This window comes from Pseudolysinimonas sp., assembly GCF_057350545.1.
In genome coordinates, this window is sequence record NZ_JBMRCP010000059.1 from 1 (window position 1) to 14,233 (window position 14,233).

The 14,233-nt window shown below is 67.1% G+C and carries 13 protein-coding genes and 1 tRNA gene; 11 read left to right on the forward strand and 3 right to left on the reverse strand.

The annotated features are described in order from the left end of the window. Together ACO1X9_RS08300 and ACO1X9_RS08305 are read left to right on the forward strand one after the other, a co-directional pair. On the forward strand, nucleotides 1-1,058 hold a 1,058-nt coding region (locus ACO1X9_RS08300; protein ID WP_486350353.1), incomplete at its 5' end, for a UPF0182 family protein. A gap of 42 nt (nucleotides 1,059-1,100) precedes the next feature. Next, nucleotides 1,101-1,177, forward strand: a tRNA-Met gene (locus tag ACO1X9_RS08305). Between the two features lie 35 nt (nucleotides 1,178-1,212). On the opposite strand, the gene ACO1X9_RS08310 is transcribed toward ACO1X9_RS08305, so the two are convergent. Together ACO1X9_RS08310 and ACO1X9_RS08315 are read right to left on the reverse strand one after the other, a co-directional pair. Then, complete coding sequence (locus tag ACO1X9_RS08310; RefSeq protein WP_486350354.1) at nucleotides 1,213-2,403, reverse strand: IS481 family transposase; 1,191 nt, start codon at nucleotides 2,401-2,403, stop codon at nucleotides 1,213-1,215. A gap of 190 nt (nucleotides 2,404-2,593) precedes the next feature. Further along, a complete protein-coding gene (locus tag ACO1X9_RS08315) occupies nucleotides 2,594-3,877 on the reverse strand; it encodes an enolase C-terminal domain-like protein (RefSeq protein WP_486350355.1) in 1,284 nt (427 codons plus the stop codon). An 86-nt stretch (nucleotides 3,878-3,963) separates the two neighbouring features. Between ACO1X9_RS08315 and ACO1X9_RS08320 the strand changes: the two genes are divergently transcribed. Genes ACO1X9_RS08320 through ACO1X9_RS08340 form a run of 5 tightly spaced genes read left to right on the forward strand, consistent with a single transcriptional unit; the run spans nucleotide 3,964 to nucleotide 8,219 of the window. Beyond that, nucleotides 3,964-4,815, forward strand: coding sequence for a fumarylacetoacetate hydrolase family protein (locus ACO1X9_RS08320; protein WP_486350356.1), 852 nt, complete (start codon nucleotides 3,964-3,966; stop codon nucleotides 4,813-4,815). A 1-nt stretch (nucleotide 4,816) separates the two neighbouring features. Further along, nucleotides 4,817-5,599, forward strand: coding sequence for an SDR family NAD(P)-dependent oxidoreductase (locus ACO1X9_RS08325; RefSeq protein WP_486350357.1), 783 nt, complete (start codon nucleotides 4,817-4,819; stop codon nucleotides 5,597-5,599). Between the two features lie 13 nt (nucleotides 5,600-5,612). Then, nucleotides 5,613-6,446, forward strand: a complete 834-nt coding sequence (locus ACO1X9_RS08330; protein ID WP_486350358.1) for an amidohydrolase family protein — start codon at nucleotides 5,613-5,615, stop codon at nucleotides 6,444-6,446. Beyond that, the gene (locus ACO1X9_RS08335) at nucleotides 6,446-7,390 is read left to right on the forward strand and encodes an aldo/keto reductase (RefSeq protein ID WP_486350359.1); all 945 of its coding nucleotides are present in this window, start codon (nucleotides 6,446-6,448) and stop codon (nucleotides 7,388-7,390) included. Before ACO1X9_RS08330 ends, ACO1X9_RS08335 begins: the two co-directional genes overlap by 1 nt. Before the next feature lie 40 nt (nucleotides 7,391-7,430). After that, nucleotides 7,431-8,219 (forward strand): FadR/GntR family transcriptional regulator, encoded by a 789-nt coding sequence (locus ACO1X9_RS08340; protein WP_486350360.1) that lies wholly within the window; start codon nucleotides 7,431-7,433, stop codon nucleotides 8,217-8,219. Here ACO1X9_RS08340 and ACO1X9_RS08345 read toward each other — a convergent pair. Then, complete coding sequence (locus ACO1X9_RS08345) at nucleotides 8,161-8,931, reverse strand: FadR/GntR family transcriptional regulator (protein WP_486350361.1); 771 nt, start codon at nucleotides 8,929-8,931, stop codon at nucleotides 8,161-8,163. The two genes, ACO1X9_RS08340 and ACO1X9_RS08345, sit on opposite strands and share 59 nt — an antisense overlap. 284 nt (nucleotides 8,932-9,215) lie before the next feature. On the opposite strand from ACO1X9_RS08345, the gene ACO1X9_RS08350 reads away from it, so the two are divergent. From ACO1X9_RS08350 to ACO1X9_RS08365, 4 genes are all read left to right on the forward strand, one after another. Further along, entirely contained in the window at nucleotides 9,216-10,553 is a 1,338-nt protein-coding gene (locus tag ACO1X9_RS08350) for an ABC transporter substrate-binding protein (RefSeq protein WP_486350362.1), read from the forward strand. Between the two features lie 87 nt (nucleotides 10,554-10,640). After that, nucleotides 10,641-11,579: a carbohydrate ABC transporter permease gene (locus tag ACO1X9_RS08355; protein WP_486350363.1), complete on the forward strand. Its 939-nt coding sequence runs from the start codon at nucleotides 10,641-10,643 to the stop codon at nucleotides 11,577-11,579. Continuing rightward, the gene (locus ACO1X9_RS08360; RefSeq protein WP_486350364.1) at nucleotides 11,579-12,463 is read left to right on the forward strand and encodes a carbohydrate ABC transporter permease; all 885 of its coding nucleotides are present in this window, start codon (nucleotides 11,579-11,581) and stop codon (nucleotides 12,461-12,463) included. The genes ACO1X9_RS08355 and ACO1X9_RS08360 overlap by 1 nt, the downstream gene beginning before the upstream one ends. Continuing rightward, the gene (locus tag ACO1X9_RS08365) at nucleotides 12,460-14,220 is read left to right on the forward strand and encodes a glycoside hydrolase family 36 protein (protein ID WP_486350365.1); all 1,761 of its coding nucleotides are present in this window, start codon (nucleotides 12,460-12,462) and stop codon (nucleotides 14,218-14,220) included. The genes ACO1X9_RS08360 and ACO1X9_RS08365 overlap by 4 nt, the downstream gene beginning before the upstream one ends. Nucleotides 14,221-14,233: the final 13 nt, after the last annotated feature.

Sequence of the window (14,233 nt, forward strand, 5' to 3'; positions counted from 1 at the left end):
CCGCCGCCCGCGTCGCGCTCGACGACATCAACTACATCCGCAACTCGGTGAAGGCGACGGTCGACGCGTACGACGGCAGCGTGACGCTCTACGCGTGGGACGAGGAGGATCCGCTTCTCAAGACCTACCAGGCGATCTACCCGGGCACGATCGAGCCGCGCAGCGAGATGAGCGACGACCTGCTCGCCCACGTGCGCTACCCGGCCGACCTGTTCAAGGTGCAGCGCTCGATTCTGGCGACCTACCACGTGACCGACGCGAACGAGTTCTACTCGGGCACCGACGCGTGGACCACGCCGGACGAGCCGACCGAGGACACCGAGACCGCGCAGCCGCCGTACTACCTGACGATGCAGCTGCCCGGGTCGGAGGAGCCGGCGTTCACGCTGTACTCGACCTTCATCCCGCAGACGAACGCGGCGGGCAGCCAGAACATCCTCACCGGGTATCTCGCGGTCAACGCGGATGCCGGCGACGACTACGGCAAGCTCACGCTGCTGACCCTGCCGAAGGACGACACCGTCCCGGCGCCGGGTCAGGTGCAGGCGCAGTTCAACTCGGACGACGTCGTCGCCGAGACGCTCAACATCCTCGAGCGCGGCGGATCGACGGAGGTCATCCGCGGCAACCTGCTGACCCTCCCGGTCGGCGGCGGGCTGCTCTACGTGCAGCCGGTCTACGTGCAGGCGACGGGTGGCACGAGCTACCCGCTGCTGCGCAAGGTGCTCGTCTTCTTCGGCGAGGAGATCGCCTTCGAGGACACGCTGGATGCGGCGCTCGACAAGTTGTTCGGCGGCGACTCGGGAGCGGATGCCGGCGACGGCGACGTGCCGACCGACCCGACCGATCCGGTCGATCCGGGTACGGACCCCGACCCGGGCACCGAGGAGCCGGGCGACCCGAACCTCAGCGAGCTGCAGCAGGCGCTCGCCGACTACCGGGAGGCGCTCGCCGACCGTCAGGCGGCCTACGCGAGCAACGACCTCGTCGCGGCGGCGGAAGCCGATCAGCGGATGCAGGACGCCATCGAGCGCGCCATCGCGGCGTCGGAGGGGTAGGCGGCGAGCGGGCTCACCGTCTGCTAAGCTCGATCCTTGTGACGCGGGGTGGAGCAGTTCGGTAGCTCGCTGGGCTCATAACCCAGAGGTCGCAGGTTCAAATCCTGTCCCCGCAACCATGTCCTGTCTCAGGACATAGGAAACCCTCGAACCCTCAGGTTCGGGGGTTTCTTGTTGTGCGGGGTTGGTAGTCGCGGTTGATGTCGATGGTGAGCTCGCGCAGGAGTTCGCCGGTGGTGGCGTTGATGATGGTGATGTCGAGGTCGTTGGCGAGGATCAGGACGTGGGTTCGGGCGTGGGTTCGACCGACGCCGATGTGGCGGAGTTTGCCGTGGATGCGGAGGGTGACGGTTCCGGTCTTGTCGATCCGGTCGCGGCGTAGCCGGGCGTGGTTGTCGTGGTCTCGCCCGCCGGGCGTCGGGGTGGCCTTCGGCAGGGCGTGGTAGCGGGTCGCCGGTGTGGCTTGGTGGGGCAGGGATCGGTGCGGTCGTCGGTGGTTGTATTCGTCGGCGAAGTCATCGAGCAGTCGTTGGAGGTCGGCGATGGTGGCGGGCTGGGGGTGTTGGGCGCGCAGCCAGGTCTTCATCGTCTGCTGAAATCTCTCGACCTTGCCTTGGGTTTGTGGGTGTGAGGGGGAGCCGTTCTTCTGGACGATTCCGCGGTCGCGCAGCTCGGCTTCGAAGGCGTTGCGGCCGCCGCGGCGTCCCCATCCGGAGTGCTTGACGGTGAAGACCATGCCGTTGTCGGTGAGTGTCGAGGCAGGGTTTCCATGGGTTTCCACGGCGGTTCGGAAGGTGGCGACGACGATCGGGGTGGTCACCGCTGGGTGCGCGGTGACGCTGACGGCGTAGCGGGTGCAGTCGTCGAGGAAGGTCAGGATCTCGGTGCCCCTGCCGTCGGCGAGGCGGTAGTGGGTGAAGTCGGATTGCCAGCACTCGTTGGGCAGGTCGGCCTCGAACCGGAGGTAGGAGGACTTCGGACGCTTCTTCGGCTCGGGCTCGATCAGGCCGGCGCGTTTCAGGGTGCGCCAGATGGTCGACGCGGAGACTGCGATGTGGTGCTGCTGCTGCAGGTGCCAGGCGATGGTGTGGGCGCCGGCGTCGAGCCCTTTCGCGGTGAGCCGGTCCCGCAGCTCGAGGATCAGCTCGACGCGCTCGGCATCGAGCGCGTTCGGGCTTGCCCGCGGTCGTCGCGAGTGTGGTTGGAACGCCGCCTCACCCTCTCGACGCCACCTCGCCAGCAGCTTCGACACCCACCCCTTCGAGACGCCGTAGGTGCGTGCAGCCTCAGCCTGCGAGAGCCCCTGGACGGTGACGGCAGTGATGATCAGGCGAGCCTTCGACACCCCTCAGAGCGTGGCCGAGGGTTTCCTATGTCTTGAGACATGGGTTTCCTATGTCCTGCAACCAGACACTGTCCCCGCAACCAAGAGAAGGCCCCGGTCGAAGACCGGGGCCTTCTGTCGTCTTGCGAGCCCGTTGGTTCCCCTTCGGGTCGGTAGTTCGGAAACGATCGTGACGTCGCGGACGCCGTCGTCACGGGCCGTCGAGCGAGTACTCCTCGAGTGACGCATCCCACATCTCCGCGCCCGACCCCGGGCGTGACGGAACACGGTAACGCCCGTGGTCGATGACGACGGGGTCGCGGAAGTGTTCGTGAAGATGATCGACGTACTCGATCATCCGCCCCTCCTGCGAACCACTCACGGCGACGTAGTCGAAGAACGACAAGTGCTGCACGAGCTCGCACAGTCCCACGCCGCCGGCGTGTGGGCAGACGCGCACGCCGAATTTGGCGGCGAGCAGCAGGACCGCGATGTTCTCGTTGATGCCCGCGACCCGGGTGGCGTCGATCTGCAGCACCCCGAGCGCCTCGGCCTGCAGGAATTGCTTGAACATGACCCGATTCGCGCCGTGCTCGCCGGTCGCTACGGGGATAGGCGCGATCGCGCGGGCGATCGCGGCGTGACTCAACACGTCATCCGGATTCGTCGGCTCTTCAACCCAGGCGAGGTCGAAGGGTGCGAGCTCCGCGATCCAGTCGATCGCCTCGCCTCGCTCCCAACGCTGATTCGCGTCGACTGCGATGCCGACGGAGGGCCCTACGGCCTCGCGGGCCAATCGCAACCGCCGCACGTCGTCGTGGAGGTCGGCCCCGACCTTGAGCTTGATCTGACCGAAGCCACTCGTCACGGCTTCTCGACTCAAGCGCACGAGCTTCTCGTCGGAGTAGCCCAGCCATCCGGGGGTCGTCGTGTAGGCGGGGTAGCCTTCGCTCAGCAGGTGTTCCACCCGCGCCGCGCGGGCCGGCTGCTGAGCGATGAGGATGCCGAGCGCCTCCTCGCGCGTCAGCGCGTCGGAGAGGTACCGGAAGTCGACGAGATCTACGATCTCTTCCGGATCGAGTTCGCTCAGAAGGTGCCACACGGGTAGCCCTACGCGCTTGGCGCGAAGATCCCACATGGCGTTCACGGCCGCGCCGATGGCCATGTGCATGACGCCCTTTTCGGGCCCGAGCCAGCGCAACTGGGAGTCGTAGACGAGGCTCTTCCACAACCCGCCCATGTCGGCGAGCATCGGCTCCACGTCTCGGCCGAGGAACCACGGTGCGAGTGCTCGAATCGCGCTGCGCTGCACATCGTTGCCGCGGCCGATCGTGAACACAAAACCATGGCCCTCGAGGCCGTCGGAGGCGTCGGTACGAATGCGTAGGTAGGCCGCCGAATAGTCCGGGTCAGGGTTCATCGCGTCCGATCCATCCAATGTCTGGGAGGTCGGGAAACGCACGTCGTAGGTTTCGAAGGCAGTGATATTGCTCAAGAGGTTCCTCACAGGTAGTGTGCTGCGAGAATAGACATCGGATGTTTAGGGTGTCAATCTGCGATCAGGCGTTGAAGGAGTCGATGATGAGGTTGGCAAGGCTGGGCGCTCCCGGGAGCGAGATTCCCGTGCTGCTCCACGAGGGTCGATTTCTCGATCTCCGCTCGGTCGTGACCGACATCGACCACGTCGCTCTCTCGACCGAGGGTCGTCGCCGTATCGCGGACAGCATCGACTCTCTGCCGGAACTCCCGGGGGCCGCCGAGCTGAGGACGGGGCCGCCGCTTGCGAGGCCCGGCGCGATCATCTGCATCGGAATGAACTATGCGGCTCATGCCGCCGAGTCGGGTGCCCAGCCTCCCCAATGGCCGATCGTCTTCCTCAAGACGCCGAACACGGTCGGAGGGCCGAACGACCGCGTGACGATCCCGCGCGGCAGTTCGAAGACGGATTGGGAGGTCGAGCTCGGGGTCGTCGTCGGCCAACGCGCGCTCTATCTCGACTCGCCCGACGACGCTCCGCGGCACATCGCCGGGTATCTCGCCGCCGACGACGTTTCCGAGCGAGCCTTTCAACTCGAGGTGTCGGGCGGTCAATGGAGCAAGGGGAAGTGCGCACCGGGCTTCAGCCCCCTCGGGCCCTGGTTGGCGACCTCGGATGAATTCGACCCGGCCGGTGTGCGACTGCGTAGTTGGGTCAACGGCGAACCGCGGCAGGATTCCTCGACGTCGGACATGGTCTTCAGCGTCAACGAACTCATTCATCATCTCAGCCAGTATCTGGCGCTCGAGGTCGGGGATGTCGTCTTGACCGGCACGCCCGAGGGGGTCGCCTTGTCGGGCCGGTTCCCGTATCTCGGTGACGGCGACGTGGTCGAGATCGAAATCGACGGGCTCGGTCGGCAGCGTCACGAGTTCGTCGCCGCCGAGGGAGCTTGAGGTGGAGTCGAACGGAGTGGAGCTCACGAACAACGAGTTCACCGGCAGGGTCGCCCTCGTCACCGGGGGAGCGTCCGGGATCGGTGCCGCCGTCGTAGAGCGTCTGCTGCGAGGCGGTGCGTCGGTCGCCGTGCTCGATCTTGCGACCGACGGCTCGAATCCCGCCGCGCTGGCGGTGGAGGCGAATGTCTCCAACTCGGCCTCGGTGCGGGTCGCCGTTGAGAAGACAGTGGCTCACTTCGGGCGGCTCGACATCGTCGTGAACAACGCGGGGATCGGCGCGATCGGCTCGGTCGCCGAGGTCGACGACGACGAATGGGCCCGAGTGTTCAGCATCAACGTGACCGGAATGGCGCGGGTGAGCAGCGCCGCCCTGCCCCACTTGCGAAGGTCCGACGCAGCGGCAATCGTCAACCTCGGCTCGATCGCCGCGACGGCGGGACTGCCCGAGCGAGCGCTCTACAGCGCCTCGAAAGGTGCCGTTCTCGCCCTCACCCGCGCGATGGCTGCGGACCATCTGCGCGACGGCATCCGGGTGAACTGCGTCAACCCGGGCACCGCCGACACTCCGTGGGTCGAACGGCTGCTCCAGAGCGCGTCCGATCCCGCCGCGGAGCGAGCCGCCCTGTCCGCGCGCCAGCCGCACGGTCGGTTGGTGGCCCCCGCCGAGATCGCGGAAGCGGTCGCCTACTTGGCCAGCCCGCTCAACTCTTCAACCACGGGAACGAGCATCGCCGTCGACGGCGGCATGCACGAGCTTCGCCTGCGACCCGTCGCGCCGTGAGAGGAGTCCTGACGTGATCATCGACGCGCACGCCCACCTCTGGCAACGCGCGCGTAACCCGCAACCCTGGATCGACCCGCAGTCGATGTCGGCGATCGACCGGGACTTCTGGGTGGGCGACCTCACCTCCGAACTCGACGCGTCCGCCATCACGGCCGCGGTCGTCGTGCAGGCCTCGAACTCACTCGCCGAAACCGCGGACCTCTTGGCCGCGTCGGTGAGTCGGCGCATTCTCGGAATCGTGGGATGGGTCGACCTCACCGGCGATGTCCCCGAGCAGCTCGACGCGGTGTCCCGACTGCCCGGCGGAGAAAACCTCGTCGGCATCCGCCACCTCGCCCACCAGGATCCCGACCCCGCCTGGCTCACGCGGCCCGACGTCGGCACCGGGTTGGACGCTCTCGGCGCCGCGGGCTTACCCTTCGACCTCGTGATCTCCGCGTCGCAACTGCCCTATGCCGAGGAGGTCGTGGCCGCGCATCCCGATGTGCACTTCATCCTCGACCACCTGGCGAAGCCACCCCTCAGCACGGGTGACCTCTCGACCTGGCTCCCCGAGCTCGCGACCCTGGCCGGGCATCCGAACGTCTGCGCGAAGCTGTCGGGTTTGACCATCGAGGCCGACTGGTCGAGCTGGACGCCCCACGACCTGCGGCCCGTCATCGAGCACGCCCTCGCGACGTTCGGCGCCTCGCGGCTGATGTTCGGCTCCGATTGGCCGCTCGTCGACCTCGCCGGCGGACTGTCCCGGTGGATTGAAGCAGTCCGCTCGCTCATTCCCGAGGCGGATGCCGACGCGATTCTCGCGACGAACGCCCTCTCGGTTTACGGAAAGGCTCCACACTGATGCACACTCGCGAGATCGCCCGCACGGGCGTCATGCTCACGGAACTCGGCTTCGGGGCGGCGAGCATCGGCAACCTCTACAGAGAAACGACCGAAGAGGAGGCGGCCGGCGCGGTCGCCCAGGCGTGGCAGAGCGGCATCCGGTACTTCGACACCGCGCCGCACTACGGGCTCGGTCTCTCGGAGCGCCGCCTCGGGCGGGCGCTCAGGGAGCTGCCCCGCGAGAGCGTGGTCGTCTCCACGAAAGTGGGGCGGCTGCTCGAACCCCACGACGCTCCGACTCCCTCCGACGGGATGTTCCAGGTTCCCGGCGATCTCAAACGGGTCTGGGACTTCTCTCGCGACGGCATCCTGCGATCGCTCGAGGCCAGCCTTCAACGCCTCGGGCTCGACTCCGTCGACGTGCTCCTCCTGCACGATCCCGAGCAGAGCGGCATCCCCGGAGCCGCCGAGACCGGCGCCCAGACCCTCCTAGAGCTCCGCGACGAAGGCGTCGTGCGCGCGGTCGGCATCGGATCGAACGACGCCGACGCGGTGGCGGATGCCTTCCGCCGCACCGACATCGATGTCGCCATGCTCGCCGGTCGGTACACGCTGCTCGAGCAGCGGGGGGCCGACGCGGTCTTCGAGGCCGCCGCAGGGCGGAGCATCATCTCGGTGGGGGTCTTCAACTCGGGACTCCTCTCCAAGCCCCGACCCGATCGCGGCGCGATGTACAACTATGAGCCAGCGGGCGCGGAGCAACTGGATGCCGCGATCCGGCTGGCCGAGGTTGCGGAGGCACACGGCGCGACGCTTCCCCAGGCGGCCGTGGCCTTTCCTCTGCTCCGGCCCGAGGTCGCCGGCATCGCGATCGGGATGCGCACGGCCGAGCAGGTGCGCGCCAACGTGGAACTGTACGAGAACAGCCCGCATCCGTCATTCTGGGATCACGTGCTCGAGTGAGCCTGATCGGAGGTCTCGTGGCGGGGAAGGGTGGGCTCGTATGGCCGTAACCGACGACGCCATCACACGTATCAAGGCGATGATCCTCTCGGGCGAGCTCGCACCCGGCGACCGGTTGCCGCCCGAGAAGGAACTCGGGGAACGCCTCGGGCTCTCGCGCAGTTCCATGCGCGAGGCGGTGAAGGCCCTCGAGGTGATCCGCGTGCTCGACGTGAGGCGGGGCGACGGCACCTACGTCTCGAGCCTCGAGCCCGCGCTGCTCGTCGAGGCGATCTCGTTCGTCGTCGATCTTCACCTCGACCGCTCTGTGATCCAGCTGTTCGAGGTGCGCCGCATCCTCGAGGGGGCGGCCGCTCGGCTCGCGGCGAGCCACATTACATCCGACCAGTTGGCGTCGCTTCATGCGCATCTGACGTCGGCTCCCACCACCGACGATGTCGAGCAACTCGTGCAACACGATCTCCTCTTCCACTCACAACTGGTCGCGGCCTCGGGCAACTCCTATCTCGCGGCGCTTGTCGACTCACTTTCGAGCAGCACGGTCCGCGCGCGCGTCTGGCGAGGAGTGACCCAGACGGGCGCCGTCGAGCGCACGCTCGACGAGCATCGCGCGATCCTGGCGGCGGTGGAGGCGGCCGACTCCCAATTGGCTGAGGCGCTCGCGGTCGCCCACATCTCCGGCGTGGAAGGTTGGTTGAAAGAGCAGGTCGCGCGCCCAGAAGCACCGCACCCCGGGTTCTCAGGCGGGCCGGAGATGCCGGGTCGCGCGACTACTGGTCGCCGCGGGCCTGCCGCAGAAGCGACGCGATCTCGGCCTGATACCCGATGAGCGTGCGCTCGATGTGGTGGCGAGCTGCGACCTCAGCGCCCTCGGCGTCGCCGTTCATGACCGCCGTCACGATCTGCTCGTGGTCGGCGGCCGCCGACGTGAGACTTCCACCCGTCCCCCCGTGCAGCGCCATCACCACGATCTGGGCCTGCAGCCGTCGGGCCGTGCCGCCGGCCGATTCGAGGAACCGGTTGGCGGATGCCTCGAGCAGCCGAGCGTGGAACTGCGAGTCCGCGAGGTCGAAAGCGATGCGATCGTCGGCGCGGGCCGCGGACTCCGACGCGGATGCGGCCTCGCGAAGCATCCGCAACTGCGGCGGGGTCGCGCTGCTGGCAGCTCGGCGCGCTGCGGCCCCCTCGAGCACCTGACGGAAGCGCATGAGCTCTTCGACGTGCGCTGGGTCCGCGGGCAAGAAGGTCTGGAACTCGTCCTCCGCGCCCAGACGAAGGTGAGGATCGTCGGCCACGAAGAGCCCTCTGCCCTTGTGGGCATACACGCGACCGAGAGCGGCGAGGATCTTGATGGCCTCGCGGATCACCCCACGTCCGTACTGGAGTTCGTCGGCGAGCGCCTGCTCCGTGGGGAGCCGGTCGCCCGGCCGCAGTCCGTGCCGCGCGATGTAGTCGATGACCTGTTCTGCGGCGACGACGTAGTTCGGACGATACCCGCCGACGTCGTCGCCGATCGTCACGGCCGGGGGGGCGGTAGTCATCGAAATCGCCGTTCTCTTTTGGCCCTCGAAGTTGATCGGCGTTGATCGCCGAAGGATCTGCGCTAGTTTAGCGGACGGCTACACGGGTGTCGGAATGAATCCGACTCATAGGCCGCCGGCGCGCACAATAAAGCGCGAGGACAGCAACCCGGGCTGTATGAGTCGGATTCTTGCGTCGGAAAAGAGTCGGTGCTAGTGTTCCGATACCGCCGGCCCCCGGCGAGTGCTCGCCCATTGCACCTTGTGGCGCCACTATTTCAATGACGAAAGATGGAGATCTACGCATGACTCATCAAGCCGGCCGCCGAGCCCGAGCGGCTCAGCATGGCATCGCGGCGACCGCCGCGCTGTCAGCCCTACTCGTCCTCTCGGCGTGCCAGGGAGCAGCGCCCGAAGCGACGGTCGATCGCGTCGATCCGTCCGGCCCCCCGCCGGCCGCCGACCTGACGGTCTGGACCGACGCCGTGCGCCAGTCCGGGTTCGAGTCGTACCAGGCGCTCTATGGAGAAGACGGCACGAACCTTTCGATCGAGACTCTGCCCGACCAGTTCCCGCAGAAGATCCTGTTGGCCACCAAGGCCGACAAGGGTTGGCCCGACGTCGTCTTCGACGGCGGCACGAATAACGTCAGCCTCTTCAGCTCGGACCTCTACGACTTCGCCGCCGACTTGACGCCGCTGCTGCCCGAGGGCACCGTCGACGAGTTCTATGAGGGTGCGATCAGCCCGTGTGTCGTCGACGGCAAGCTTTACTGCCTACGCAACGACTACGCGCCGAACCTGCTCTGGTACAACACCGAACTCTTCGAGGAGTTCGGGTACACGGTTCCGTCGACCTTCGAGGAGTACCTCGAGCTCGGTCTGACGCTCGCCGAAGAGCACCCGGGCTATTCGGTCGGCGCAATCGGTGGCGACCAGGGCAACTTCTTCCTCGGCTCGTCTCAGTGCAACTACGGTCAGGTCGTCGACGGCGAGTTCTCGATCGATCTGACGAGCCCCGAGTGCACGCGTGCGATCGACTTCCTCGACCAGCTCCTGGCCGCCGGCGTCGTGTCCCCCGAGGGCGAGTTCGCGCCGGGCTACACGGCCGACGTGGGCACCGCGGGCAAGGTGCTCATGATGGTGGGACCGACGTGGTACGGCGAGTACCTCTTCAAGGGCACCTACCAGGTCGCCGACGGCGTCATGGGTGTTGCCGAGCCGCTCACCTGGGAAGGCGACGACCGCGCGTACAACCAGACCTACGGCGGAGGTGTCTACTACGTCTCGAAGCACGCTGATAACCCGACGGCGGCCGCGGCTCTCGCGCTGTGGATGGCGACGAGCGAGGACTTCCAGGTCGCCGGCCCGACGTTCCCGGCCTACCAGCCGGCGGCTGCCGCGTGGCTCGCGCGCATCAAGTCGACCGGCGCGATCGCGACGGACGACCTCGAGGCGGTCATCGACGCGGCGGGTAAGGCCGTCGACGGTGACCAGCAGGCGGCGCTCAACATTCCGTCGACGATCGATCGTGGTTGGTCGTCGCAGGTGGTCCCGGTCATCACGGCCGGCGAGCCCATCTCGTCAGTGGTGGACGGTTGGCAGCAGTTCATCGAGAACTCCGCTCAGGCGGCTGGCTTCTAAGCCAGGCTGTAACACCAGCGCCGGCCGGACCGGGAAAGCCTCCCGGCCGGTCGGCGCTGCACTGCGACAAGAATTGGAGAGACCCCGGTGACCGCATCACTCACCCCGATGGCACATCGGCCCGCAACGAAGCCGACCGGTACGTCGGCCGCCGTCGCCCGTCGCCGAGCGAACAGAGTCGGCTACTTCTTCGTCACCCCGTACCTCGTGCTCCTCGCGGCATTCGGGATCATCCCGATCGTCTACAGCCTGTACCTCGCCTTCACGGATGGCGACACCGGTGCCTTCATCGGCTTGGACAACATCTTCTCCGTGCACGAGGACTTCCGGTATCTTCCGGCCGTTCAGAACGTCCTGTTCTTCCTCGTAGTCTGGCTCGTTCCGTCCACGGTGATCCTGGTCGCGTTGGCGCTCATGCTGCACAACCGTGCGGGGCGATCTGCCTCGTTCCTCCGCGCGGCCTACTACATCCCTGGTGCGCTCGCGGGCACGGCGAGCGTCGTCCTGTGGTTGTTCATGTTGAGCCCCTCCGTGAGCCCGTTTGGCTTCCTGTTCGAGGCGTTCGATCTCACCCAGATCTTCGAAGTGGTCAACCCGTCACGGCTGCCGTTCGTCATCGCGCTCATCAGCTTCTGGACGGGCGCCGGCGGCTGGATCCTCGTCTTGTACGGCGCGCTGACCTCGATCGATCCCGCTCTCCTCGAGGCGGCGAAGCTCGACGGCGCCAACGAATGGCAGACGATCAGGCACGTCAAGCTCCCCCTGCTGCGCAAGTGGATCGGGTATCTCGTCATCCTCAACCTCGCAGCGGGAACCCAGGTCTTCGTCGAACCCCAGTTGATCTCTTCCGCTACGAAAGACGGCGTGGCCTCTGACTGGTCACTCAACCAATTGGGCTACACGATGGCGTTCTCCTACGGGCGCTTCAACGAAGCCGCGGCTCTCTCCCTGGAGCTCTTGCTCGTCGGACTGATCGGCGCGGTCATCATCGTGCGCGTCACGAAACTCTTCAAGGCGGACATCTGATGCGCACGCGCACGCTCCCGATCCTGGGCCGCGGCGTCGGCTGGGTGGTCCTCGCGGGCTTTTTCCTATTCTTCGTGACGCCGATCGTCTGGCTCGCCCTCGCCGCGACGAAGACGCAGACGCAGATCGTCACCGAGCATCCGTTCGCCTTCGGCTCCCTCGCGAACGTCTGGGAGGCTTGGAACAATGTGCTCGCCTTCAATCAGGGCGCCATCGCCGCGTGGTTCGGCAACTCGGTGCTCTACTCGCTCGGCAGTGTCCTTCTCGCCGTGCTCGTCTCGATCCCGGCGGGCTATGCGCTCGCAGTGGGGGCGTTCGCCGGCCGACGTCTGATCCTCGGCCTCACGCTGGTCTCGATGGTCATGCCGAGCGCCGCGCTCGTGCTTCCCATCTTCCTCGAGCTGAGTGCGATCGGTTTGGTCGGTACGATCTGGTCGGTCATCGTGCCTCTCGCGTTCTTCCCGTTCGGTGTGTATCTGACGTTCATCTACTTCAGCACCGCGGTTCCGCGAGACCTCTACGAGGCGTCGCGGCTCGACGGCTGCTCGGAGTTCGGAGTGTTCACGCGCATCGCTCTGCCGCTGTCGCAACCCATCGTCGCCCTCGTCGCGTTCTTCAGCTTCGTGGCGTGCTGGAACAACTTCTTCCTTCCCTTCGTGATGCTCTCCGACAGTTCGATGCTGCCGCTGCCGGTCGGCCTGGCGCTGCTCGCGGCATCGTCGCCCGACTTCAACCCGACGGGCCTCGTGAGCGGTGCGCCGATCTACCGCCCAGAGATCGCGGTGGCGACCCTCGTGACGACCCTCCCCGTGCTCGTCGGGCTGCTCTTCGCCCAGCGATCGGTGCTGCGCAGTTCGGCGCTCCTCTCCGGGAGTGTGCGGTGACCGAGACGCTCGCCGTCGGCGATTGCGAGGTTGTCGCCGAGGTGTCGGGCGGCGGCGTTGCGTCGACTCGCGTCGCGCAGACCGGCGTGCGGTCGACGGTCGAGATCACGGCGACCGGCCTCTCCGACGACTCGACGCTCACCGTGACGTGGTCCGTTCCGAACCGGGACGGGGTGGCCGCCTGGACGGCGCGCACCGAGGCGGAGCGCTGGCTTCCCGTCTCGTTCTCCGACCCGTGGTCGGTGAGTGCTCTCACGTCGTCGCCGATCGGTGCCCTCTACGCGGCCGACGATCACAATCGGCTGACCTTCGCGCTCTCCGAGACGCTGTCGGCTTTCGACCTCAAGACCGGCGTCTCGGGCTCGAGCGCGCGGTTCTTCGGCACCGCCACGTTCGGTGCCGGTGCCTGGCGGGGTCGGACCGACTACGTCGTCTCGCTGAGTCTCGACGTGGCGGATGCCCCGATCGCGAGAACGCTCGACGAGGCGTTGCGCTGGTGGGCGCTCTCGCTTCCCGCCCAACTCGAAGCCCCCGACGTCGCGCGGGTCGCGATGTACTCGACGTGGTACAGCCTCGGCCAGACCTTCGACAGCGGCACGATCGAGCGGCAAGCCGAGTTGGCATCCGCCGCCGGGTGCGGGTCGATCATCGTCGATGACGGCTGGCAGACGGCCGATAGGATCGGCGGTTACGCCTCGTGCGGAGACTGGGAGCCCGACCCCGACACCTTCCCCGACATGGCGTCTCACGTCGCACGAGTGCGCGCGCTCGGGTTGAGCTACCTCCTGTGGTTCGCGCTGCCGTTCGTCGGGGCGCGCAGCGAGGCTTTCACGCGGTTCGAGCCGATGGTGCTCGGCTACCGCGCCGACCTCGACACGTGGGTTCTCGATCCCCGCTTTCCCGAAGTGCGGGCGCACCTCATCGATCGCATCGTCCGCTCGGTGCGGGAGTGGGGGATCGACGGAGTGAAGATCGACTTCATCGACGCCTTCGCGATGCCCGCCCCCAGCCCGGCTGCCGGGACGGACATCGGCTCGGTGGAGAGCGCGGTCGTGCAGCTCCTCGACGACCTCACGCGCGAGCTCACCGCGATCCGGCCCGACGTCATGATCGAGTTCCGCCAGACCTACGTCGGACCGCGGCTACGCTCGTTCGCGAACATGCTGCGGGTCACCGACTGTGCGATGGACTCTACCGAGAACCGCGTGCATTCGCTCGACCTGCGGCTCATCGCCGGCGACACGGTCGTGCACTCCGATATGGTGATGTGGCACCCCGAGTCGAGTCCGCAGGTCGCGGCGCGGCAACTCCTCGATGTGCTGTTCTCCGTGCCGCAGATCTCGATGCGCCTCGATGAGCTCAGCGCGAGTCACCGCGAGATGCTGCACTTCTGGCTCTCGGTCTTCGAGCGCTACCGCTCCGTGCTGCTGAGCGGCCGCCTCTCTCCGTCGCGCGCCGACCTCTCCTACCCGCGAGTGCGCGCCGACGACGACTCGACCACGTTCCTGGCGCTCTACGACGCCCCGTTCGCGCAACTCGACGAAGCACCCGCCGACACGCTCGTCGTCGTCAACGCGACGTCGAGCGATCACATCGTGGTGGGTGCGTCGAGCGACGTCGGCGACCACGACGTGCTCGTGCGCGACTGTCTCGGCCACGAACTCGGTCGCGGCTCGGTCACCGTGTCGGAGCAGCCCATCATCCTCGCCATCCCACCGTCGGGGCTCGCTGTCCTGACCCGCCGGCCCGTTCAGTAACCACCGAAAGAGT

Bases quoted from the DNA above. Each gene is read 5' to 3' on its own strand.
- ACO1X9_RS08320 (WP_486350356.1), top strand. From the start codon at position 3,964: ATGAGGTTGGCAAGGCTGGGCGCTCCCGGGAGCGAGATTCCCGTGCTG.
- ACO1X9_RS08335 (WP_486350359.1), top strand. From the start codon at position 6,446: ATGCACACTCGCGAGATCGCCCGCACGGGCGTCATGCTCACGGAACTC.
- ACO1X9_RS08340 (WP_486350360.1), top strand. From the start codon at position 7,431: ATGGCCGTAACCGACGACGCCATCACACGTATCAAGGCGATGATCCTC.
- ACO1X9_RS08345 (WP_486350361.1), bottom strand. From the start codon at position 8,931: ATGACTACCGCCCCCCCGGCCGTGACGATCGGCGACGACGTCGGCGGG.
- ACO1X9_RS08350 (WP_486350362.1), top strand. From the start codon at position 9,216: ATGACTCATCAAGCCGGCCGCCGAGCCCGAGCGGCTCAGCATGGCATC.
- ACO1X9_RS08360 (WP_486350364.1), top strand. From the start codon at position 11,579: ATGCGCACGCGCACGCTCCCGATCCTGGGCCGCGGCGTCGGCTGGGTG.